Below are 19,580 nucleotides of genomic sequence, written 5' to 3'. Positions count from 1 at the left end.
GAAGAAACCATCCGTGAAGGCGGTCAGCAGTGCGGCATCATCGGGATAGCCGGATCGACCTTCACCGTGATGTCGACCGCCTGCTTGTCGAAGGCGGTGATCGTTCCCTGGGTGAAGGGCAGCGGATCGTAGTCGATGGTGAGATCGCGGATGGTGAGGCGGTTGCAGCCGGAGATCACGAATGTCCCGCTGCGTGCCGTGTTGATCAGCTGCGCGCCATTGCCGTTGAGCTCGAAGCCGTGCAATTGCCGGAACGCGAGCGGCCGCTTGATCCGGTAGCTGGCGTTCTTCTCCAGATTGAGGACGATGTGAGCCGGCCCCACCTTGCTTGCGTCAGCCGCTGCCTTGGCGATGGCGGCCAGCGCCTTGGCAAAGGCCGCATCGGCGTCGCCGCCGGAGGTGGCTGTGAAGGTGGCCATGTCAAACGTGGCCGCGCCCACAACGGTCGTCTGTTCGGCACGGCTTTCGCTGCCGAGCAGCGGGGTCGCTACGGCAAACGAGGCAAGCATGAGCGCTCGCCGGCGGCTGATCGGCATGGGCACACGGCTCCTTACGATACCGGGATCGGTCGCGCTCACTATCGGTCCGCGGAGATGAACGGCAGCGGAATGGCGGGTAGCCGGCGCGGGGCCTCTCGACGTCGTGATGCGAGATCGAGGATCGAGGCGCTTGCGAACGGACCGCAGCAGGAGCGGGCGGGCAGCAGCTGAGACACAGTGTTTCTTTCGCCACTCTCCCCCTGATCTTGGGCGTCTGCGTTCGCGCGGCGATCCGCGCCAACGCATCTGCAAAGGCGCGCGCCGCGGGGCCGAGCGGTTCGTCGAGCCGGTGGGCGAGATAAGCCTCCATCGCAAGCGCGGCGTTACGGTGCGCCGGTTTCGACCCGCACCAGGCTGCGGTCCCTGAGGTCGCGCGCGACCTACCAGAGCGGCAGCCGGCCCCAGCCGAGCCCGGCCAGGATCATGGCGTGCTTGGTATCCAGATTGCTCACCCTGCAAATCTGCGGCGAGAGCACGCCGAAGCTGCGGCCTTCAGACAGCGGCGCTTCCTGGCGACCGCACCCGCGGCGACGCGTTCGGCGGCGATGGTGCCGGTCATGATGGGGTTCTTAATGACGGGCAGCAATTTCGGCCAGGTGACTGGACCGATCGCGGTCGGCGCGGTCGTCTCGGCATGGGGCTGGAGCGCGGCCTGCGTTATGGTGGTTGCGGCGGCGATCCTCGCCGGCCTTGCGGCATGGATGCTGGCGCGCGGCGATCACAACGGCGTCGGCGAGGGACCCGGCTTGACGCCGCGCGCGCCGGGGGCGAAGGAGTGAAGGTCTCTCACGCCAACGACAACAGGAAAGTTTCATGACACGCGTGCGCTGCATCACCGAAATGGGCATGGGCGTCGACGTCCACGGCCGTGACGCGACCAAGGCCGCCAAGCGTGCGGTCTCGGATGCGATCCGCCATTCCAGCCTCGGCTTCTTCCGCATGCTCGGCAAGACCGCTAACGACATGTTCGTCGACGTCACGATCGCCGTGCCGAATCCCGAAGCGGTCGATACCGACGCCGTTGCCAGGGAACTGCCCTATGGCACCAAGACGGTGAAGGCGATCGCGGGCGGGCTCGAGATTCCGTCCGATCTCGGCAACGACCCGATCCTGATCGCGAACGCCGCCGTCATCGTCAGCTTCGACGACGGCAAATAATCGAGGAACGGCGGGCGGCGTATGCGTGCGTTATTCGTCGCCCTTGAAGTAGTCGGGCTTGCCGGTGGTCCAGGTCTCGCCCCAATGCTGGCCGCCGCCGTCGACGGTCAGCGTCTCGCCGGTGATGAACTTGCCGGAGGGAGCGGCGAGATAGACCGCGGCCTCCGCGATGTCCCAGGGCGTGCCCGGACGCATCATCGGGTTGGAGCGCGGATAGGCGGCGCGCGCCGCCTCGCTGTAGACGTTCCAGCCCTCGGTCTCGATCGCACCGGGCGCGATGCAATTGATGCGGATGTTCAGCGGCGCCCATTCGACCGCGAGCGCGCGCGACAGGCCGATCACGCCGGAGCGCGCCGCGATCGTGTGCGCGATGCCGTAGAGGCCGTGCGTCGTGACCACGACGATATTGACGATGCTGCCGGGATGTTTGCGGTCGCGCCAGCGCTGCGCCGCGACCTGCATCATGTACCAGGTGCCGTTGAGATTGGTGTTGATGACCGCGTTCCAGCCCTTGATCGAGAAATCGATCGCGGCTTGCGGGAACTGGCCGCCGGCGCTGTTGACGAGGTGATCGATACGGCCATGCGCAGTCCAGAGCGCGTCGAACATCGTGTTGACCGCGTCGGGATCCCTGATATCTGCGACATGCGCAGACGCTTTCAGGCCGCGATGCCCAAGATGATCGACCAGCGCATCGAGCTTGCCGGCATTGCGTCCCACGATGACGACATGCGCGCCGAGCCGGGCGAACAGCCACGTGATGGCGCGGCCGATGCCGCCGGCGCCGCCGGATACGACGACCACCTGACCGGCCAACGCGTCTGCCGCGAACACGGTCGGATGTGTCGCGAGTTCGTCGTCGGAAGGGCCGAGCCTTGCCTCTGTCTGTTGATCGTTCATGGCCGGTTGCAGACCTTGCGGCTTTCAATGAGCTCCGTACATTAGCCACCCAACAACAACCGTGCAAAGAATGTCGACATGACCGATCTGTCAGCCTTTCCCATCACAAAACGCTGGCCCGCCCGGCATCCGGACCGCCTGCAGCTCTATTCGCTGCCGACGCCGAACGGTGTGAAGGTCTCGATCATGCTCGAGGAGATCGGGTTGCCCTACGAGGTCCATCTCGTCGACTTCAACAAGGACGATCAAAAGACGGCGGAGTTCCTGTCGCTGAACCCGAACGGCAAGATCCCGGCGATCCTCGATCCCGACGGTCCTGGCGGCAAGCCGCTGCTGCTGTTCGAGTCCGGCGCGATCCTGCAATATCTCGCCGAAAAGACCGGCAAGCTGTTGCCGGCGGATGCCGCGCGCCGCTACCAGGCGATCCAGTGGGTGCATTTCCAGATGGGCGGCATAGGGCCGATGTTCGGGCAGGTCGGTTTCTTCCACAAATTCGCCGGCAAGGATTATGAGGACAAGCGGCCGCTGCAGCGCTATGTCGCCGAATCCAGGCGCCTGCTCGCAGTGATGGAGACGCATCTCGCCGGGCGGCAGTGGTTCATGGACGATGAATACAGCATCGCCGACATCTCGATGCTCGGCTGGGTACGCAATCTGATCGGCTTCTACGGCGCGCGCGAGCTGGTCGAGTTCGACCGGTTCAAGGACGTCGCGGCCTGGCTGGAGCGCGGTCTCAAGCGGCCGGCCGTGGAACGTGGGTTGAACATTCCGAAGCGGCCCTAACTCGCCTGGTTCAGCAACTCATAGACGATGGGATTGTCGGCGCAGGCGGCAAAGCCGCATTCGAGCAGGGTAGAGAGCACGTTCAGCGCCGTCAGCCCGACCACCAGCCACACCGCACCTTGCGCGAATTTGCCGGGCGAAGTGCCCGGCGCCGTGCGGTGGTCGAACTGGCGGTCGAACAGCAGCATGGCGGCGAGCAGGACCATCGCGGCGATGAAGGCGATCAGCGCCCATGTATAATAATGGTAGCCGAGCAGCGCCGACCCATAGCCGGCGTCGCCGGGGAGGATGTGCAGCAGCACCTGCCGGGTCGAGACCGAGGCGCCGAGGACAGCCGTCAGCAGCGACAGGGCATAATGGCTCGGCCGCGGTCCGAAGCGGACGTTCAGGATCGGTCCGATCGCCAGCAGGGCGAAAAGGATGCGCTGCAACAAACACAGTGGGCAGGGCAGCTCGTGCAGCAGCAGCTGCGCGGCAAAAGCTGCCGCCAGCAACAGCGCGAGGCCATAGAGCGCGAGGGCATTCAGCGTCACTGCCTGCGTGTCGGTCATGGCTTGCCTCAGAACGACAGGGTGAGACGGTCGGTGGCGTGGTGCAGCAAGGTCGCGACGCAGGCGACCAGGATCACCGCGAACAATCCGATCGCGACCGGACGCGGGCCACGCCAGGCCACCAGCATGGCGATGGTGATGGCGAGAAACAGTGCGGTGAATTCCATTTCAGCCTCCGGATGCGAGCCGGCCGTAGTCTATGACAGATTCGTGTGCGCGCGCGGCGGGCGCGAATGGCCATTGTCGCTTGCACGCGGCTCCGCCAAGATGGCATCACCAGTTGAGTTCATTCCAGCCCGGGGCACCTCATGACCACAGACGCGATCAAGCCCGCCGTCCATCACAGACATCAGCCCTGGTACAAGATCCTCTACATCCAGGTGTTGATCGCGATCGCCGCCGGCGTCTTGATCGGTCATTTCTATCCGGGCCTCGGCAAGCAGTTGAAGCCGCTCGGCGACGGCTTCATCGCGCTGATCAAGATGATGATTGCGCCGGTGATCTTCTGCACCGTGGTGCACGGCATCTCCTCGATGGGCGACCTCAAGCGCGTCGGCCGGGTCGGGCTGAAGGCGCTGATCTATTTCGAGGCGGTGTCGACGGTCGCGCTCGCGGTCGGCCTTCTGATCGGCGAACTGTTGCAGCCCGGTCGCGGCTTCAACATCGATCCCGCCACGATCGATCCGAAATCGGTTTCCACCTACGTCACGCAGGCGAAGGAGCAGGGCATCGTTGCCCATTTGATGGCGATCATCCCCGACAGCTTCTTCGGCGCGCTTGCGCGCGGCGACCTGCTGCAGGTGCTGCTGATCTCGATCCTCTCGGGGTTTGCCATTGCCTTGATGGGCAAGCCCGGCGAACCGATCGCCGAGGCAATCGACAAGGCGTCCAAGATGTTCTTCGGCATCATCCGGATGATCGTCCGCGTCGCGCCGCTCGGCGCGTTCGGCGCGATGGCCTTCACCGTCGGCGCCTACGGCCTCGGCTCGCTGGTGAATCTGGCGGCGCTGATCGGCACGTTCTATCTCACCAGCATCCTGTTCGTGCTGATCGTGCTGGGCGCGATCGCGCGGCTGGCCGGCTTTTCGATCATCCGCTTCATCGCCTACATCAAGGACGAGCTCCTGATCGTGCTCGGCACCTCGTCGTCGGAGACGGTGCTGCCGCAGATGATCCAGAAGATGGAGCATCTCGGCGCCTCGCGCTCGGTGGTCGGCCTCGTGGTGCCGACCGGCTACAGCTTCAATCTCGACGGCACCAACATCTACATGACGCTGGCGACGTTGTTCCTGGCGCAGGCCACCAACACCCATCTGACGATCTGGCAGGAGCTCGGCATCCTCGGCATCGCCATGATCACCTCGAAGGGCGCCTCCGGCGTCACCGGCGCGGGCTTCATCACGCTCGCCGCGACGCTGTCGATCGTGCCCGACATTCCGATCCAGTCGATCGCCATCCTGGTCGGCATCGACAAGTTCATGAGCGAGTGCCGCGCGCTGACCAATCTGATCGGCAACGGCGTCGCCTGCGTCGTGATCAGCCTCTCCGAGGGCGAGCTCGACAAGGACGCGCTGCACGAGACCATGGCGCATCCGCTCGAGCTCGGCGAAGCGCTCGAGCCGGGCGGCTCCGGTTAGAGCAATATGAAGTTATGGGGCCGTCGCAGAGGGGCGCTGCCAAAATATCGAAAACAACCCCATGCAAAGGAGCCGGCGGCGGCCGGCGTTTGGCCAGGCAACTTGACACGTCGGGCAAATCAGGAATATATTTCTAATATTCCGAAATTGCGCGAGCGTCCGCTCGCCCCAAGGCTTTTGCCCTTTGGCAGTTGCGGCTTTTGCAACTGATGCTTCCATAGCGCAGGCGGGAAGAGGGAATGCGCCTCATCCAGCCCAATCCAGGAGCGCTTAACTATGCTCACCGTCTATGGCGAAGGTCGCGGCTTCCGTGTTGTCTGGCTGCTTGAGGAATTGGGATTGGCTTATCGGCTGCGCCCGGTCGATCTGCTCGCAGTCGAGAATGATCGTGATTTCCTCGCGATCAACCCCGCCGGCTTCATTCCCGTGCTGCAGGACGGCGAGACGATCATGGTCGAATCGATCGCGATTCTCGAGTACCTGCTCGCCCGCCACGGCTCAGGTTCGCTTGCCGTCGCCGCGGACGATCCCGCCTTCGCTTCCTATCTGCAATTTCTCCACCTGGGCGAGGCCGGGCTCGCCGGGCCTATGAACGCCGTCTTTGTCGGTCGCCAACTGGCGCCCGCAGCCGAGCGAAATGCCCCGGTGACCCGCTGGGCACGCGAGACCTTCGAGAGCCGGCTGGGGTTGGTTATCCGCCGCCTCGCGGATTGCCGCTATCTCGCCGGCGATCGATTCACTGCTGCCGATATCTCGGTGAGCTACGCCCTCCTGCTCGGCCTGCGAACCGGCAACTACGTCCCCGGTCTTATCGAGCGAGACTATCTCGCCCGCGCGACGGCACGCCCTGCCTACACCAGAGCGATGGAAAGCTGCCAGGCCACCAAGGCCTGGGCGGCGAGATCACCGGGACTGTAGTGCTCGCTTCATCGGAGCGGCCAAGCGACTGGAGTAGCACTGCGTAAGCCGTGTACTCATTGAGCGGCCGGCGCCTGATGTCCGCTTGAGCGCAACAGCGGCGGAAAAGCGGACTTCTCCCGAGATCGCCGAAGGGCCACAAACCGACGTCGGTTAGGGGCGCCTAGGTGCGGAAGCGGCCCTGACACCAATCAGTTGGTGCGCGGTATTATGGCGCAAACGCCACAGAGATTAGTGGCGAGTCGAAGAGGGAGCCGAGCCGATGATATTCCACTCTCTCCAATGGGTCGGATGAACCAGCACGGTCCGATTTGAATCGGCCTTGACCCAACCACCTAGAACTCGGCAACAGGGGAATATGACCGCGTGGAGGCCGTCCGAGTCGATTACGGCAAGCTCCAAGACGCGGTTGAATGGCGCGGTTTCAATATGGTGCCAGATCATAAGGCAAAGACTAGGCCAGTCTACGGCTTCGGAAGTTGACCACAATCAAATATCTCAAGCGCCAAATGTTCGGACCCTTGATCTAACGCAAAAGACGCCTTGGTGCGCAGACTGAATATGCCACATGAGGCCACCCGATAAGCCGCCCAATGGCAAAGATAAGCCGCCGCCAAAACTTACGCTCACCGATCAGGCCCGGGAGGTGGCTAAGGAATACGCGAACGACCTGCGCGAGATTGTCAAGAAGCTGCTCAAGAAGACCCATTGAGGGCTGGGGCCTCAAATCTCCGGCATTAGGTAGCAAACTCACCTAAAATAACTCGGAATTTACGGCCAGAGCGACGATTATTCCTAGGCCGACACCGAGTACCTGAACGGATTGCTCTCGCCCTATAATGGTGCTGGCGATTCTGATGGTTCACCGAGAAGGCGGGCCGCCGTGGCAGACAGTAGAAAAGATCGAAGAAGCAGTTAGCCACATCCGTTTCCCGCTCGGCTTCGCAAACCAGGTTTATGATCTGCGGGGCCATATCGATATTGTCCGCCGCCGCTTGGCCGCACAAGCAGACGCGCCGAACAACCGAGAGATCAAGGAGGCGCCACTCCGCGCGCCTCGGCTCTCCGATGCAGACCTCCGAGACCGGCCGCACCAATTGGGCGGCACCGGGGCGTGACGTTTCCAAGGGAGCTTCTGTTACGACCTGTCTTGCGCTTCATGGCACCCAAAGAGCTCTGGCTTTTTGTGCAGATAGCCAGCCGCAACAATTCCGGTTCGGGTCAAACTCGACAAAACTCAAGGTGAGCATAATGCGTCCGCTTCCGGGCACATCGCGACCAACCCCCGTCGGCACGGGCTCATTGAGCCTGACTGCCGAGCCATGATTCAAATCTTTGACCGAAGCGGACCGAATCATGCGCTACGAACTCTAAGACGAGGAAAGGACTGCCCTCAGGCCGATGCTGCCAAACAAGCCGCGCGGCGTACCGCGGGTGAATGGTCGTGGCGTCCTCAGAGCGGCGTCAGTCCGGGACGCCGGCCGCCTTGAGAGTTTCACGATAAGTCGCCGACATCGATTCCACCGGGAATGGAATTCGCGACATGAATCCGGAGATCGAAAACTCCGGATCGACCTTGAGGAGTTCGCGCGCGATCTGGGTCGCGCGCTCGTTCTCGCCGGTCTTGATCAGCGCGACGATCAAGACGCGCAGCGCCACCGCGAAGCGGCGGTTCTGCGCCAGCGCCTTGTCGGCCCACGTGACCGCTTCGGCAAAATTGTTGTCGAGCACCGCGCAGATCGCGAGCGCCGCGGAGGCGAACCAGCCGCGCGGATCGCGCGGGTTCAGCCGCTGCGCGCGCTCGATCATCGCCCGGCCGGCCCGCTGGTTGCCGCGCATCGCCTCGATCCAGCCGCAGAGGACGAGCGCCATCGCCGAATTCGGGTTGATCGCAAGCGACCGCTCGAACAATTCGCGCGCGGGTTCGATCTCGTCGGCCATGTTCCAGATCGCGAACGCCGCCATCCACAGCACCTGCGGGTCGCCGGGCGCGAGCTCGACCGCGCGCCAGGCCTGCGCGACCGCGCGTTCCCGGTAGAAGTCATCAGGCTTCAACCAACCCTGGACATGACGCATGGCGTGGCAATAGGCCGACGCCGCCAGCGCCGGCGCGTAAGCCGGATCGAGCGCCAGCGCCTGGTCGAGGCAATCGAGCGCGGCTTCCATGCTCTCGGGCGTGAACTGGTAGCGCAGGCTGTAGGCGCGCAGCAGCAGGTCGTAGGCGTCGAGCCTGTCGGGCGGCGCCATCCGCACGCGCTCGGCTTCCGCAACGAGCAAGGTCGGCTCGATCGCGCCGACCACGTTCTCGGTGATGCGGTCCTGCAGGTCGAATACGTCGGTCGCCGCGCCATCGAACCGGTCGGCCCACAGATGCGCGCCGGAGACGGCGTCGATCAACTGGCCGGTGATGCGCAGGCGGTCGCCGCCGCGGCGGACGCTGCCTTCGAGCACATAGCCGACGCCGAGATCGCGCCCGACCTGGCGGATATCGACCGCCTTGCCCTTGTAGGTGAAGGCGGAGTTGCGCGCGATCACGGTGAGGCGGCTGCAGCGCGCCAGCGCGGTGGTGATGTCCTCGGCGATCCCGTCGGCGAAGTAATCCTGCTCGGGGTCGCCGCTCATATTGGTGAAGGGCAGCACCGCGATCGACGGACCCTCGCTCGGCCGCGGCGGGGCGGCCTTGTCCGCAACCGAATGTTCGGGCGCGCTGTGCTCCCTGACATCGCCGACAAAGCGCAGGCCTTTGCGCGGCAGGGTGCGGATCAGCCGCTGCTCCTCGCCATTGTCGCCGATCGCGGTCCGCGCCGCATTGACCCGGCTGCTCAGCGTCGCTTCCGAGACGATCCGCCCGTGCCAGACCGCCGCCAGCACCTCGTCACGGCTGACGACGCGGTCGCGGGCGCGGATCAGGAACTCGAGGAGGTCGAAGACCTGCGGCTCGACGGCCACCAGGGCATCGCCGCGGCGCAGCTCCCGGCGCTCGGAGTCGAGGGTCAAGTCGTTGAAATGGTAGGTCAAATTCGATGATCCGGCGGCCGGGAGCTGAATGCGGGGCGGAACCTAGCACAGGCGGCGTGGGGCCAAAATCACGACGGTCTGAAGGACAAATCCACGTCCTCTGAAAGCGGACGGGGGCGGTCTCTGCAATATTCAATCCCGACCCCAGACGCAGGAGATCGCCATGTCCCAATCCATCAATCAGCAACGCCGCCGCTTCCTTGGCATCGCCGGCGGGATCCTCGCCGTTTCCAGGCTCGGCTTGATCGGATCGGCCGAGGCCCAGTCGAAGGCGGCGCTATCAGCGGTCAAGGCCGGTAGCCACACCTCGATCGGTCCGGTCAAGCAGATCAATGCCGGCGTGCTCGATACGGGTTATGTCGAAATGGGCCCGGCGTCGGGTCCGGCAGTGATCCTGCTGCACGGCTGGCCGTACGATATCCACAGCTACGCCGACGTCGCGCCGGCGCTGGCCGAGGCCGGCTATCGGGTGATCGTGCCGCATCTGCGCGGCTACGGCACCACGCACTTCCTCGCGAGCGATACGATGCGCAGCGGCCAGCCGGTCGCGGTCGCCGCCGACATCATTGCGCTGATGGATGCCTTGAAGATCGAGAAGGCGGTGCTCGGCGGCTACGATTGGGGCGCGCGTACCGCCAACATCATGGCGGTGCTCTGGCCCGAGCGCTGCAAAGCCATGGTGTCGGTGAGCGGCTATTTGATCGGCAGCCAGACGGCCGGCAAGGTGCCGCTGCCGCCGAAGGCCGAACTGCAATGGTGGTACCAGTTCTATTTCGCGACCGAGCGCGGCCGCGAGGGCTATGCCAAGAACCGGCACGATTTTGCCAAGCTGATCTGGCAGCTCGCTTCGCCGCAGTGGAAGTTCGACGACGCCACCTACGACCGCAGCGCGGCCGCGTTCGAGAACCCTGATCATGTCGATATCGTGATCCACAATTACCGCTGGCGGCTTGGTCTCGCCGAGGGCGAGGCGAAGTACGACGCGTTCGAGAAGACGCTGGCCCAGGCGCCCGTCATCGCGATCCCGACCATCACGATGGAAGGCGATGCCAATGGCGCGCCGCATCCGGAGCCCGCGGCCTATGCCAAGAAGTTCTCCGGACATTACGAGCATCGGACCCTGACCGGCGGCATCGGCCACAATTTGCCGCAGGAAGCGCCGCAGGCCTTCACCCAGGCCATCATCGACATCAGCAAGGCCTGAGCGAGCGCGGACAGGGATCATGAGACAGTTTGTGAAACGGGCAGCTGCCGCGATCGCGGCAGCCTGCATCAGCGCGTCATTGCCGTTTGCCGTCGGGCACGCCGATGATGCGGCATTGGCATCGCCGATCTTCGGCGTGAAAATTCCCGCAGGCTATCGCGACTGGAAGCTGGTCGCAGTCGGCGAGGAGACCGGGCTCGACGAACTGCGCAGCGTGCTCGGCAACGCGACCGCCGTGAAGGCCTATCAGGACGGTGCCGCGCGATTCCCCGACGGCACCGTGCTGGTCAAGCTCGCCTGGAAGCGCAAGCCGGTTGCGGGCCTCAATGGCGCGTTCATCACGGGGCAGGCGACCACCGTCCAGGTCATGGCCAAGGACTCCGCCAGATATGCTTCGACCGGCGGCTGGGGTTTTGGCCGCTTCATCGACGGCAAGCCGGTCGATGCCGCCCAGCACGAAACGTGTTTCGCCTGCCACGAGGCCCATGCCAGCGATCACGATTTCGTCTTCACGCATGATGCGCATTGAGCACCGCCAATATCGGTGTGGAGACCGCTTCTTCTCGTCATACCCCGGCTGTCATCGCCCGGCTTGACCGGGCGATCCAGTATTCCAGAGGCGGCTGTGAGACACGGAGATGCCGCGGCGTACTGGGTCCCCCGGTCGAGCCGGGGGACGACACCGAGTATGGGCACTACGCCTTCTTCACGCCCTCGCGGCGCGGTCTGATCTGGCGCTGCCGTTGCAGTGAGGCTAGTTTCCCCGCAGCAATCGCATGCGGGGAACGGCTTTGACCATCACCATCTACGGCATCAAGAACTGCGACACCATGAAGAAGGCGCGCAGCTGGCTCGACGATCACGGCGTCGCCTATGACTTCCACGACTACAAGACCGCCGGGATCGGCAAGGACAAGCTCAAGCTGTGGAGCGAGGAGGTCGGCTGGGAGACGCTGCTCAACCGCGCCGGCACCACCTTCAAGAAGCTGCCCGATGCCGACAAGGAAGGGTTGAACGAGCGCAAGGCGCTGGCGCTGATGGCCGAGCAGCCGTCGATGATCAAGCGTCCGGTGCTCGATCTCGGGCCGAAGCGCGTCGTCGGCTTCAAGCCGGACATTTACGCCAAGGAAGTGCCGGCGAAGGTGCGCAAGAACGGCTAACGCATTCCGCGCGAACTGGAGCGTTACTCATAAATCTGGGACCGTCCGCTTTCGAGGGGTAAGCGGACACGCGGCCTCGACCGCAGGGATGTCGCCTTGTGGACCCTAACCGGACGTCTCCGAACGGACTGGCCACCGCAACAAGACGCTCCTGCATCTGTCAAGAAGAGGGCCTAGATAGCTCTGATCTAGGTCAAACTTGAACTCATGCGATTGGGTCATGTGGTTTGGTGTCAGCATGATTTCTACCGCCACATGTCCGAGAGAGCCGCACCGAATTGCAATCTTCAAATTCGGCTCCAAACAACGTAGCCCGGCTTCGCCCACCAATGCTGCATTGAGTGATTCCAGTTGTTCGGCGAAGCTTGCTAGCTCGGGAGCAGACAAAAATGCTCCTCGTGCTTCGACCGTCGCACCGGGTGCTTCGACCCGCGCGCGAACGTTCAACCAATTCCCATCCCAATAGTCAGTGGCGGCGGGAAATTGGTGACCAAGCACCCAAAGCGAGAATCCGGCAAGCTTGAGGTCTGGTTCAACTGAATTCATGATACCTCGCGGCACAGAGCGCACCCCACGCTACCACATCTGCTTTATGAACCATGTCGCATACTGGCTCATCGCGTCGTTTGCTGTGGCTGCGCAAAGGTGGTCGGTATCGGCGCAAGGCGGACATCGCGCACGGTTCATAAGTACAGGCCCTAGATCAGTTCGACTGAATCCTGGCTCGTCGGATGATCTGCGGGCACGAACCTGCGGTCGATCACCGCCCGCACCGTGACGACAGGCACGGCCTTGGCCTTGACGCCCATCAGATTGTGCAGCCGAAATCCACCCTCGATGCTGATCGCCTTGTAGGAGCCGATGATGTGCTCGACGGTGTCGCCGCTTCCGAACGGCAGCAGCAGCCGTTCATAGGACACGTCCTTGCCGTCGGCGTCGGTGAGTTCCGCAACCGTATAGGTCGGACGCTTGCGCGCCAGGCAGGCGCGATAGGACAGGATGACGCCGGCATAGCGCTCCGGGCCGATCGCATCATCGAGATAGCGGTTGGTGCGCAGCCGCGGCTCGACATGCTCGTTGCCATAGGCCGTCGTTAGCCGCGCGCCTTCCTGCGTGATCAGGAAGCGTGCGGCGTCACCGCTGCCGACCACGTCAAAGCCCATCATGTCGGCGCGCTTCGTCGGCGGTGCCATCGGTGTGGAAATCGCACAGCAAGGGAAGGGCGTCCGGCATGCGCAGCGCGCGCAGCCAGGCGTTCAGCAGCACCCGCTGCGTGATCGATTTGACCACCGATGGATCGGCGCTCCTGAACGGCATGGGCTAGCCGAACTCGAGCACATCCCCGGGCGGGATGCGGCCGGGGGCGCGGTGGAACAGGTCGCGGTCGATGATCGCGCACAGCTTGAAGTTCGGCAGTGTGTCGTTGCCGCGCATCAGATTGCGGATTTCGAAACTGCCGCTCTCGCTGATCGTCTTCAGCGAGGCGACAAGATCCGTGACGGCGCCGCCGTCCGAGAACGGCAGCAGCAGCCGTTCATAGGCCACGACGTGACCGTAGATGTCGTCGATATCGGTGATGGTGTAGGCCGGCAGCCGCCGCGCGATGCATTCGTGGTAGACCGGCATCACGACCGGCGCGAGCCGCGGTCCGAGATAGTCGTCGAGCAGGCGTCCCTTGCCGCTGTGTCCGTAGGCGGTTGCCATCCGCGCGCCGTCGCTCTCGATCGTCAGTTGCGGCGGCTCGACTGCCGCGTCGACGGTGAAGAACACGGTGTCCGGCAGATCTTCCTCGATCCGCTCCGGCCGGAATTCATCGATCCGCGGGATGGTTTGGCCACGGGCATAAAGTCGCAGCCACGTGTTCAGAAAATCACGTTGCCGGATCGACTTGATGACCGAGGAATTGGCGCTCTCGAAATGCAAGGCTCTGACCGCCCTTAATACAATGGCGGGAGCTTCGGCGAGAGGCGGAAATATTCTATGAAAAGGAAAGACCGGAGCAAAACACCCTTAACGGCGGCTTTCCGAGGCGCAAAGCGCGCTCAGAGGCCATTCGACTAAGGATCAACCGGAACTGGTCGTGCGAATACTGCACTGCACAGCTTTCCACCTTGCGTAACCGCCACAGATGACGGCATATTCCGGCCCGGAGGCGACAGGCCCCCGGACGGTTTCCAAGACGTACGGACAACCTGTCGGACACGAAAAAAGCTGGCCACGCGGGCGACGGGCTTCGCGGCGATGGCGTATGGGGGAATCTATTTGGCCGATGAGTTCATTCTCGAAACCAGCGGATTGACCAAGGAATTCGCGGGTTTCTTTGCCGTTCGCGACGTTGCGCTGAAGGTGCGTCGCGGCAGTATCCATGCGTTGATCGGGCCGAACGGCGCCGGCAAGACGACCTGTTTCAATCTGCTGACCAAATTCCTGAAGCCGACGGGCGGGCAGATTCGCTACAAGGGCCAGGACATCACCGCGATGCCGCCGGCCGACGTGGCGCGGCTCGGGCTGGTCCGTTCGTTCCAGATCTCGGCGGTATTTCCGCACATGACGGCGCTCGAAAACGTCCGCGTGGCGCTGCAGCGCCAGCACGGGTCGTCATTCGATTTCTGGCGTTCGAAGACCGTGCTCGACCGCTTCAATCCGCGCGCCCATGAACTGCTGAACGACGTCGGCTTGAGCGAATTCGCCAACACCCCGGCGGTCGAGATGCCGTACGGCCGCAAGCGCGCACTTGAAATTGCAACGACGCTTGCGCTCGACCCCGAGATGATGCTGCTCGACGAACCGATGGCCGGCATGGGCCACGAGGACATCGACAAGATCGCGGCGCTGATCAAGCGGATCTCCGCCAAATACACCATCCTGATGGTCGAACATAACCTCTCGGTGGTCGCCAACCTCTCCGACATCATCACCGTGCTGACGCGCGGGCAGGTGCTGGCGGAGGGCAACTACGCCGACCTCTCCAAGGACGAGCGCGTGAAGGAAGCCTATCTGGGAGCGGGTCATGGCTGAGGCGAAACTGGCGGAGAGGCCCGTGGCTGCGGCCGGCGCCGAGGTACTGACGGTCAGCGATCTGCAGGCCTGGTACGGCGAATCCCACATTCTTCACGGGATCAATTTCAACGTGAGGGCGGGCGAGGTGGTGACGTTGCTCGGCCGCAACGGCGCCGGCTAAGACCACGACGCTGAAGTCGGTCATGGGCGTCATCGGCAAGCGCACGGGCTCGATCCGCTTCGACAACAAGGAGATCATCCGCGCCACGTCGGACAAGATTGCGCGGCTCGGCATCGCATTCTGTCCCGAAGAGCGCGGCATTTTCGCCAGCCTCGACGTGCGCGAGAATTTGCTGCTGCCGCCGGTGGTGCGCCCGGGCGGCCTGCCGCTCGACCAGATCTTCACGCTGTTTCCCAACCTGAAGGAGCGGCTCAACAGCCAGGGCACCAAGCTCTCGGGCGGCGAGCAGCAGATGCTGGCGATTGCGCGCATCCTGCGCACCGGCGCGCGCTTCCTGATGCTGGACGAGCCGACCGAAGGGTTGGCGCCGGTCATCATTCAGCAGATCGGGCACACCATTGCGCGCCTGAAGTCGGAGGGATTCACCATCCTGTTGGTCGAACAGAATTTCCGCTTCGCCTCGACCGTTGCCGACCGCTACTACATCGTCGAGCACGGGCAAGGTGATCGACGGCTTCGCCAATTCGGAGCTGTCGGCCAACATGGACAAGCTGCATACCTATCTCGGCGTTTGAAGTCGCCGGAGCCAGAAAATTTAAGAACTGAGGGAATACGCCATGAGGAATACGATTTCAGCGCTTCTGCTCGGCACCGCGATGGTGCTCTCCGTCGCAGGCGTCGCCTCCGCCGACGACAAGACAGTCAAGATCGGCGTGTTGTCGGATCAGTCCGGCCTCTATGCCGACCTCGCCGGCCCCGGCTCGACGCTGGCGGCGCAGATGGCGATCGAGGATTCCGGCCTCAAGGCCAAGGGCTGGACCATCGACCTGATCTCCGGCGATCACCAGAACAAGCCCGATATCGGTACCACCATCGCGCGCCAGTGGTTCGACGTCGACAAGGTCGACACCATCGTCGACGTGCCGAATTCCGGCGTCGCGCTCGCGGTCAACAACGTCGTGAAGGAGAAGAACGGCGTCTACATCAATTCGGGCGCCGCGACTTCGGACCTCTCCAACGCGCAGTGCACGCCGAACACGGTGCACTGGACCTACGACACCTACATGCTGGCGCACGCCACCGGCCAGGCGCTGGTGAAGGCGGGCGGGGACACCTGGTTCTTCCTGACGGCGGACTACGCGTTCGGTGCGGCGCTGGAGCGCGACACCACCGCCGTCATCACCGCCAATGGCGGCAAGGTGGTCGGCGGCGTCAAGCACCCGCTCAACACCGCTGACTTCTCCTCGTTCCTGCTGCAGGCGCAGGCCTCCAAGGCCAAGATCATCGGTCTCGCCAATGCCGGCGGCGACACCACCAACTCGATCAAGCAGGCTGCCGAGTTCGGCATCGTCAAGGGCGGCCAGAAGCTCGCCGCGCTGCTGCTGTTCCTCACCGACGTCAAGGCGATCGGGCTCGAGACCGCGCAGGGCCTCAACTTCACCGAGACGTTCTACTGGGACCTCAACGACAAGACCCGTGCGTTCTCGAAGCGCTTCTCGGAGAAGATGAAGAGCGGCGCTCCCCCGACCATGGTGCAGGCCGGCGTCTATGCGGGCCTGCTGCATTACTTCAAGGCGCTGGAAGCGCTCGGCGGCAATCCGCATGACGGCGCCAAGGTGGTCGCGAAGATGAAGACCATCCCGACCGACGATCCGCTGTTCGGCAAGGGCGAGGTCGAGGCCAACGGCCGCGTCACCCACGACGCCTATCTGTTCGAAGTGAAGAAGCCCTCGGAGTCCAAGGGTCCGTGGGACTTCTACAAGCTGGTCGGCACCGTGCCGGGCAACCAGGCCTTCACGCCGCTCGACAAGAGCACCTGTGCGCTTCTGAAGAAGTGACGATCATGCCCGCCGGCCATGGGCGTGGCCGGCGGGCTTCATCTATCTAGCGAAAGCTCATTCGATGCAGGCTCTCTACGCACAGCTTCTGGTGGGACTGATCAACGGCTCGTTCTACGCGCTGCTCAGTCTGGGGCTCGCCGTCATCTTCGGCATGCTCAACATCATCAATTTCGCGCATGGCGCGCTTTATATGATGGGCGCCTTCGTGGCGTATTTCCTGCTCAATCTGGGCGGCATCAACTACTGGTGGGCGCTGCTCATCGCCCCTGTCATCGTCGGCATCTTCGGCATGATCCTCGAGCGGACCATGCTGCAATGGCTCGCCGGGCTCGATCACCTCTACGGACTGCTGCTGACGTTCGGCATCGCGCTGATCGTGCAGGGCGTGTTCCAGAACTATTTCGGCTCCTCGGGCCTGCCTTACTCGATCCCGGATCAGCTCAAGGGCGGCGTCAATCTCGGCTTCATGTTCTTACCCGTCTATCGCGGCTGGGTCGTGATCTTCTCGCTGGTGGTGTGCCTTGCCACCTGGTTCCTGATCGAGAAGACGCAGCTCGGCGCCTACTTGCGCGCCGCCACCGAGAATCCGACGCTGGTGCGCGCCTTCGGCATCAACGTGCCGCGCATGATCACGCTGACCTACGGGCTCGGCGTCGGTCTCGCCGCGCTCGCCGGCGTGCTGTCGGCGCCGATCAACCAGGTCCGCCCGCTGATGGGCGCCGATCTCATCATCGTGGTGTTCGCGGTGGTCGTGATCGGCGGCATGGGTTCGATCATGGGCTCGATCATCACCGGCTTCGCGCTCGGCGTGATCGAGGGACTGACCAAGTATTTTTATCCCGAGGCCTCCAACACCGTGGTGTTTGTCCTGATGGTGGTGGTGTTGCTGGTGAAGCCAACGGGACTGACGGGACGGGCGGCCTGATATGTCAGCATTGACCGACGATACACTTCCGATGACGCCGCGCGCGATGCGCGACGAGATGATCGTGTTCGCCGTGATGGCGGCGCTGCTCGCAGTGGTGCCGTTCACGGGGATCTATCCCTTCTTCGTGATGCAGGCGCTATGCTTTGCGCTGCTCGCCTGCGCCTTCAACCTGTTGATCGGCTATGGCGGCCTGCTGTCGTTCGGCCACGCCATGTTCCTCGGCACCGCCGGCTACGTTTCGGCGCATGCGCTGAAGGTGTGGGGGTTGCCGCCGGAGCTCGGCATCGTGGCCGGTACCGCCGCGGCGGCCTTGCTCGGCCTCGTCACCGGCTTCATCTCGATCCGCCGCCAGGGCATCTATTTCTCGATGATCACGCTGGCGCTCTCGCAGCTGCTCTATTTCATCTATCTGCAGGCGCCGTTCACCCATGGTGAAGACGGCATCCAGGGCATCCCGCAGGGACACCTGTTCGGGATCTTCGACCTGTCGAAGCCGACGGTGCTCTACTACGTCGTGCTGGTCGGATTCCTCGCCGGCTTCCTGCTGATCTACCGCACCATCAACTCGCCGTTCGGCGAGGTGCTGAAGTCGATCCGCGAGAACGAGCCGCGCGCGATCTCGCTCGGCTACAAGACCGACCAGTACAAGATGCTGGCCTACATCCTGTCGGGCACGCTGGCGGGCTTTGCCGGCTCGCTGAAGGTGTTCGTGGCGCAGAACGCCTCGCTCACCGACGTGCACTGGTCGATGTCCGGCGAAATCGTGCTGATGACGCTGGTCGGCGGTCTCGGCACCATCTTCGGCCCGGTGGTCGGCGCGTTCGTGATCATCGCCATGCAGCAATATCTCGCCGGTTTCGGCCAGTGGGTGACGGTGATCCAGGGCGTGATCTTCGTGGCCTGCGTGCTGCTGTTCCGGCGCGGCCTGGTCGGCGAGTTGGCCCACCTGCTGCGGCGGTCGCTGTAGGGCAGGGCAAGCGATCATCCGACGACTTAGCGGTGGACGACCGCCGGTTCGGGCGGTCGGTCGGGGTATTTCCGCGCCTTATGTCTATGACAGTTCTGTGACAGTCGCTAAAAGGGCTGTCCCGGAACGATGGAACTGAGACATGCTGCGCTGGTTTCGCGCCTTTCTGCCCAAGGAAGAGCGATTTTTCGACCTGTTCGCCCGCCACGCCCAGACCTCTGTGCAGTGCTCGCTGGCGCTGCAGGACATGCTGAAGGGCGGCGAGGAGACCCCCGTCTTCTGCCAGCGCGTCAACCAGTTCGAGAACGATGCCGATAGCGTTACCCGCGAGGTCCTGACCGCGGTTCGCCGTACCTTCATCACCCCGTTCGACCGCGGCGACATCAAGAACCTGATCACCGCGATGGATGATGCGGTCGACCAGATGCAGTCGACCGCAAAGGCGGTGATGCTGTTCGAGGTGCGGGAGTTCGAGCCCCCGATGCGCGAGATCGGCACCCTGATCGTCGAATCCGCCAATCTGGTCGTTCGCGCGCTGCCTCTGTTGCAGGCGATCGGCCAGAACGTCTCGATGCTGACCCAAATCACCGAGGAGCTGACCAAGCTCGAGGGCCGGGTCGACGATCTCCATGATATCGGGCTCAAGGAATTGTTCCTGAAGCACCGCAACGCCAACGCGATGGACTTCATCGTCGGCGCGGAAATCTACGATCACCTCGAGAAGGTGGCCGACCGATTCGACGACGTCGCCAACGAGATCAACTCGATCGTGATTGAACAGGTTTAGGGCAGGGA

24 protein-coding genes and 1 pseudogene are annotated in these 19,580 nt (G+C 63.5%); 16 read left to right on the top strand and 9 right to left on the bottom strand.

Annotated features, from left to right (window positions below):
* Nucleotides 1-23 precede the first annotated feature (23 nt).
* Nucleotides 24-419 (bottom strand): hypothetical protein, encoded by a 396-nt coding sequence (locus ACVWW1_RS13115; protein WP_456656056.1) that lies wholly within the window; start codon nt 417-419, stop codon nt 24-26.
* Nucleotides 420-967: 548 nt separating this feature from the next.
* Here ACVWW1_RS13115 and ACVWW1_RS13110 point away from each other — a divergent pair.
* A complete protein-coding gene (locus ACVWW1_RS13110; protein ID WP_456656055.1) occupies nt 968-1,318 on the top strand; it encodes a hypothetical protein in 351 nt (116 codons plus the stop codon).
* A gap of 34 nt (nt 1,319-1,352) precedes the next feature.
* Nucleotides 1,353-1,697, top strand: a complete 345-nt coding sequence (locus ACVWW1_RS13105; RefSeq protein ID WP_229170061.1) for a Lin0512 family protein — start codon at nt 1,353-1,355, stop codon at nt 1,695-1,697.
* Between the two features lie 30 nt (nt 1,698-1,727).
* Here ACVWW1_RS13105 and ACVWW1_RS13100 read toward each other — a convergent pair whose 3' ends face one another.
* Nucleotides 1,728-2,597 carry an SDR family oxidoreductase gene (locus ACVWW1_RS13100; RefSeq protein WP_456656054.1) on the bottom strand — a complete coding sequence of 290 codons (870 nt, stop codon included), beginning with the start codon at nt 2,595-2,597 and terminating at the stop codon, nt 1,728-1,730.
* A gap of 78 nt (nt 2,598-2,675) precedes the next feature.
* Here ACVWW1_RS13100 and ACVWW1_RS13095 point away from each other — a divergent pair, with 78 nt between their 5' ends.
* Nucleotides 2,676-3,380 (top strand): glutathione S-transferase family protein, encoded by a 705-nt coding sequence (locus ACVWW1_RS13095; RefSeq protein WP_456656053.1) that lies wholly within the window; start codon nt 2,676-2,678, stop codon nt 3,378-3,380.
* Here ACVWW1_RS13095 and ACVWW1_RS13090 read toward each other — a convergent pair.
* Both ACVWW1_RS13090 and ACVWW1_RS13085 read right to left on the bottom strand, forming a co-directional pair.
* Nucleotides 3,377-3,931, bottom strand: coding sequence for a disulfide bond formation protein B (locus ACVWW1_RS13090; RefSeq protein ID WP_456656052.1), 555 nt, complete (start codon nt 3,929-3,931; stop codon nt 3,377-3,379). The two genes, ACVWW1_RS13095 and ACVWW1_RS13090, sit on opposite strands and share 4 nt — an antisense overlap.
* Nucleotides 3,932-3,939: 8 nt before the next feature.
* A complete protein-coding gene (locus ACVWW1_RS13085) occupies nt 3,940-4,098 on the bottom strand; it encodes a DUF5993 family protein (RefSeq protein WP_176531827.1) in 159 nt (52 codons plus the stop codon).
* 141 nt (nt 4,099-4,239) lie between these two features.
* On the opposite strand from ACVWW1_RS13085, the gene ACVWW1_RS13080 reads away from it, so the two are divergent.
* From ACVWW1_RS13080 to ACVWW1_RS13065, 4 genes are all read left to right on the top strand, one after another.
* Nucleotides 4,240-5,568, top strand: a complete 1,329-nt coding sequence (locus tag ACVWW1_RS13080; protein ID WP_456656051.1) for a dicarboxylate/amino acid:cation symporter — start codon at nt 4,240-4,242, stop codon at nt 5,566-5,568.
* Between the two features lie 276 nt (nt 5,569-5,844).
* Complete coding sequence (locus ACVWW1_RS13075) at nt 5,845-6,486, top strand: glutathione S-transferase family protein (protein ID WP_456656050.1); 642 nt, start codon at nt 5,845-5,847, stop codon at nt 6,484-6,486.
* A 568-nt stretch (nt 6,487-7,054) separates the two neighbouring features.
* Complete coding sequence (locus ACVWW1_RS13070) at nt 7,055-7,198, top strand: hypothetical protein (RefSeq protein ID WP_456656049.1); 144 nt, start codon at nt 7,055-7,057, stop codon at nt 7,196-7,198.
* 127 nt (nt 7,199-7,325) lie between these two features.
* Nucleotides 7,326-7,604 carry a hypothetical protein gene (locus ACVWW1_RS13065; RefSeq protein WP_456656048.1) on the top strand — a complete coding sequence of 93 codons (279 nt, stop codon included), beginning with the start codon at nt 7,326-7,328 and terminating at the stop codon, nt 7,602-7,604.
* A gap of 346 nt (nt 7,605-7,950) precedes the next feature.
* On the opposite strand, the gene ACVWW1_RS13060 is transcribed toward ACVWW1_RS13065, so the two are convergent.
* Nucleotides 7,951-9,504: a winged helix-turn-helix domain-containing tetratricopeptide repeat protein gene (locus ACVWW1_RS13060; protein ID WP_456656047.1), complete on the bottom strand. Its 1,554-nt coding sequence runs from the start codon at nt 9,502-9,504 to the stop codon at nt 7,951-7,953.
* A gap of 163 nt (nt 9,505-9,667) precedes the next feature.
* Here ACVWW1_RS13060 and ACVWW1_RS13055 point away from each other — a divergent pair, with 163 nt between their 5' ends.
* The 3 genes from ACVWW1_RS13055 (at nt 9,668) to ACVWW1_RS13045 (ending at nt 11,868) form a co-directional block, all read left to right on the top strand.
* On the top strand, nt 9,668-10,708 hold the full coding sequence (locus ACVWW1_RS13055; RefSeq protein ID WP_456656046.1) for an alpha/beta fold hydrolase: 1,041 nt from the start codon (nt 9,668-9,670) through the stop codon (nt 10,706-10,708).
* A gap of 19 nt (nt 10,709-10,727) precedes the next feature.
* A complete protein-coding gene (locus tag ACVWW1_RS13050; protein WP_456656045.1) occupies nt 10,728-11,237 on the top strand; it encodes a cytochrome P460 family protein in 510 nt (169 codons plus the stop codon).
* A gap of 262 nt (nt 11,238-11,499) precedes the next feature.
* Nucleotides 11,500-11,868 (top strand): ArsC family reductase, encoded by a 369-nt coding sequence (locus ACVWW1_RS13045; RefSeq protein ID WP_456656044.1) that lies wholly within the window; start codon nt 11,500-11,502, stop codon nt 11,866-11,868.
* Between the two features lie 105 nt (nt 11,869-11,973).
* Here ACVWW1_RS13045 and ACVWW1_RS13040 read toward each other — a convergent pair whose 3' ends face one another.
* The 4 genes from ACVWW1_RS13040 to ACVWW1_RS13025 form a co-directional block, all read right to left on the bottom strand.
* Entirely contained in the window at nt 11,974-12,414 is a 441-nt protein-coding gene (locus ACVWW1_RS13040) for a WapI family immunity protein (RefSeq protein WP_207838626.1), read from the bottom strand.
* A 152-nt stretch (nt 12,415-12,566) separates the two neighbouring features.
* Nucleotides 12,567-13,034, bottom strand: coding sequence for a hypothetical protein (locus ACVWW1_RS13035; RefSeq protein WP_456656043.1), 468 nt, complete (start codon nt 13,032-13,034; stop codon nt 12,567-12,569).
* The gene (locus tag ACVWW1_RS13030; protein ID WP_456656042.1) at nt 13,021-13,158 is read right to left on the bottom strand and encodes a hypothetical protein; all 138 of its coding nucleotides are present in this window, start codon (nt 13,156-13,158) and stop codon (nt 13,021-13,023) included. Before ACVWW1_RS13030 ends, ACVWW1_RS13035 begins: the two co-directional genes overlap by 14 nt.
* Nucleotides 13,159-13,188: 30 nt before the next feature.
* Complete coding sequence (locus ACVWW1_RS13025) at nt 13,189-13,791, bottom strand: hypothetical protein (protein ID WP_456656041.1); 603 nt, start codon at nt 13,789-13,791, stop codon at nt 13,189-13,191.
* Nucleotides 13,792-14,130: 339 nt separating this feature from the next.
* Between ACVWW1_RS13025 and ACVWW1_RS13020 the strand changes: the two genes are divergently transcribed.
* The 6 genes and pseudogenes from ACVWW1_RS13020 (at nt 14,131) to ACVWW1_RS12995 (ending at nt 19,572) form a co-directional block, all read left to right on the top strand.
* Nucleotides 14,131-14,886, top strand: coding sequence for an ABC transporter ATP-binding protein (locus ACVWW1_RS13020; RefSeq protein ID WP_173637121.1), 756 nt, complete (start codon nt 14,131-14,133; stop codon nt 14,884-14,886).
* Nucleotides 14,879-15,624 (top strand): annotated as a pseudogene (locus ACVWW1_RS13015) (ABC transporter ATP-binding protein). The gene ACVWW1_RS13020 and the pseudogene ACVWW1_RS13015 overlap by 8 nt, the downstream one beginning before the upstream one ends.
* Before the next feature lie 42 nt (nt 15,625-15,666).
* Nucleotides 15,667-16,887: an ABC transporter substrate-binding protein gene (locus ACVWW1_RS13010; RefSeq protein WP_176531814.1), complete on the top strand. Its 1,221-nt coding sequence runs from the start codon at nt 15,667-15,669 to the stop codon at nt 16,885-16,887.
* A 64-nt stretch (nt 16,888-16,951) separates the two neighbouring features.
* Nucleotides 16,952-17,815, top strand: coding sequence for a branched-chain amino acid ABC transporter permease (locus ACVWW1_RS13005; RefSeq protein WP_207838663.1), 864 nt, complete (start codon nt 16,952-16,954; stop codon nt 17,813-17,815).
* Nucleotide 17,816: 1 nt separating this feature from the next.
* Nucleotides 17,817-18,785, top strand: coding sequence for a branched-chain amino acid ABC transporter permease (locus ACVWW1_RS13000; RefSeq protein ID WP_176531812.1), 969 nt, complete (start codon nt 17,817-17,819; stop codon nt 18,783-18,785).
* 142 nt (nt 18,786-18,927) lie between these two features.
* Complete coding sequence (locus ACVWW1_RS12995) at nt 18,928-19,572, top strand: DUF47 domain-containing protein (protein WP_176531811.1); 645 nt, start codon at nt 18,928-18,930, stop codon at nt 19,570-19,572.
* Nucleotides 19,573-19,580: the final 8 nt, after the last annotated feature.

The sequence above is a fragment of the Bradyrhizobium sp. JR3.5 genome (assembly GCF_054057015.1).
This window is presented reverse-complemented; position numbering and strand designations above follow the sequence as displayed.

Bases quoted from the DNA above. Each gene is read 5' to 3' on its own strand.
- ACVWW1_RS13115 (WP_456656056.1), bottom strand. From the start codon at position 419: ATGGCCACCTTCACAGCCACCTCCGGCGGCGACGCCGATGCGGCCTTT.
- ACVWW1_RS13105 (WP_229170061.1), top strand. From the start codon at position 1,353: ATGACACGCGTGCGCTGCATCACCGAAATGGGCATGGGCGTCGACGTC.
- ACVWW1_RS13100 (WP_456656054.1), bottom strand. From the start codon at position 2,597: ATGAACGATCAACAGACAGAGGCAAGGCTCGGCCCTTCCGACGACGAA.
- ACVWW1_RS13095 (WP_456656053.1), top strand. From the start codon at position 2,676: ATGACCGATCTGTCAGCCTTTCCCATCACAAAACGCTGGCCCGCCCGG.
- ACVWW1_RS13090 (WP_456656052.1), bottom strand. From the start codon at position 3,931: ATGACCGACACGCAGGCAGTGACGCTGAATGCCCTCGCGCTCTATGGC.
- ACVWW1_RS13085 (WP_176531827.1), bottom strand. From the start codon at position 4,098: ATGGAATTCACCGCACTGTTTCTCGCCATCACCATCGCCATGCTGGTG.
- ACVWW1_RS13080 (WP_456656051.1), top strand. From the start codon at position 4,240: ATGACCACAGACGCGATCAAGCCCGCCGTCCATCACAGACATCAGCCC.
- ACVWW1_RS13075 (WP_456656050.1), top strand. From the start codon at position 5,845: ATGCTCACCGTCTATGGCGAAGGTCGCGGCTTCCGTGTTGTCTGGCTG.
- ACVWW1_RS13070 (WP_456656049.1), top strand. From the start codon at position 7,055: ATGAGGCCACCCGATAAGCCGCCCAATGGCAAAGATAAGCCGCCGCCA.
- ACVWW1_RS13065 (WP_456656048.1), top strand. From the start codon at position 7,326: ATGGTGCTGGCGATTCTGATGGTTCACCGAGAAGGCGGGCCGCCGTGG.
- ACVWW1_RS13055 (WP_456656046.1), top strand. From the start codon at position 9,668: ATGTCCCAATCCATCAATCAGCAACGCCGCCGCTTCCTTGGCATCGCC.
- ACVWW1_RS13050 (WP_456656045.1), top strand. From the start codon at position 10,728: ATGAGACAGTTTGTGAAACGGGCAGCTGCCGCGATCGCGGCAGCCTGC.
- ACVWW1_RS13040 (WP_207838626.1), bottom strand. From the start codon at position 12,414: ATGAATTCAGTTGAACCAGACCTCAAGCTTGCCGGATTCTCGCTTTGG.
- ACVWW1_RS13035 (WP_456656043.1), bottom strand. From the start codon at position 13,034: ATGATGGGCTTTGACGTGGTCGGCAGCGGTGACGCCGCACGCTTCCTG.
- ACVWW1_RS13010 (WP_176531814.1), top strand. From the start codon at position 15,667: ATGAGGAATACGATTTCAGCGCTTCTGCTCGGCACCGCGATGGTGCTC.
- ACVWW1_RS13005 (WP_207838663.1), top strand. From the start codon at position 16,952: ATGCAGGCTCTCTACGCACAGCTTCTGGTGGGACTGATCAACGGCTCG.
- ACVWW1_RS13000 (WP_176531812.1), top strand. From the start codon at position 17,817: ATGTCAGCATTGACCGACGATACACTTCCGATGACGCCGCGCGCGATG.
- ACVWW1_RS12995 (WP_176531811.1), top strand. From the start codon at position 18,928: ATGCTGCGCTGGTTTCGCGCCTTTCTGCCCAAGGAAGAGCGATTTTTC.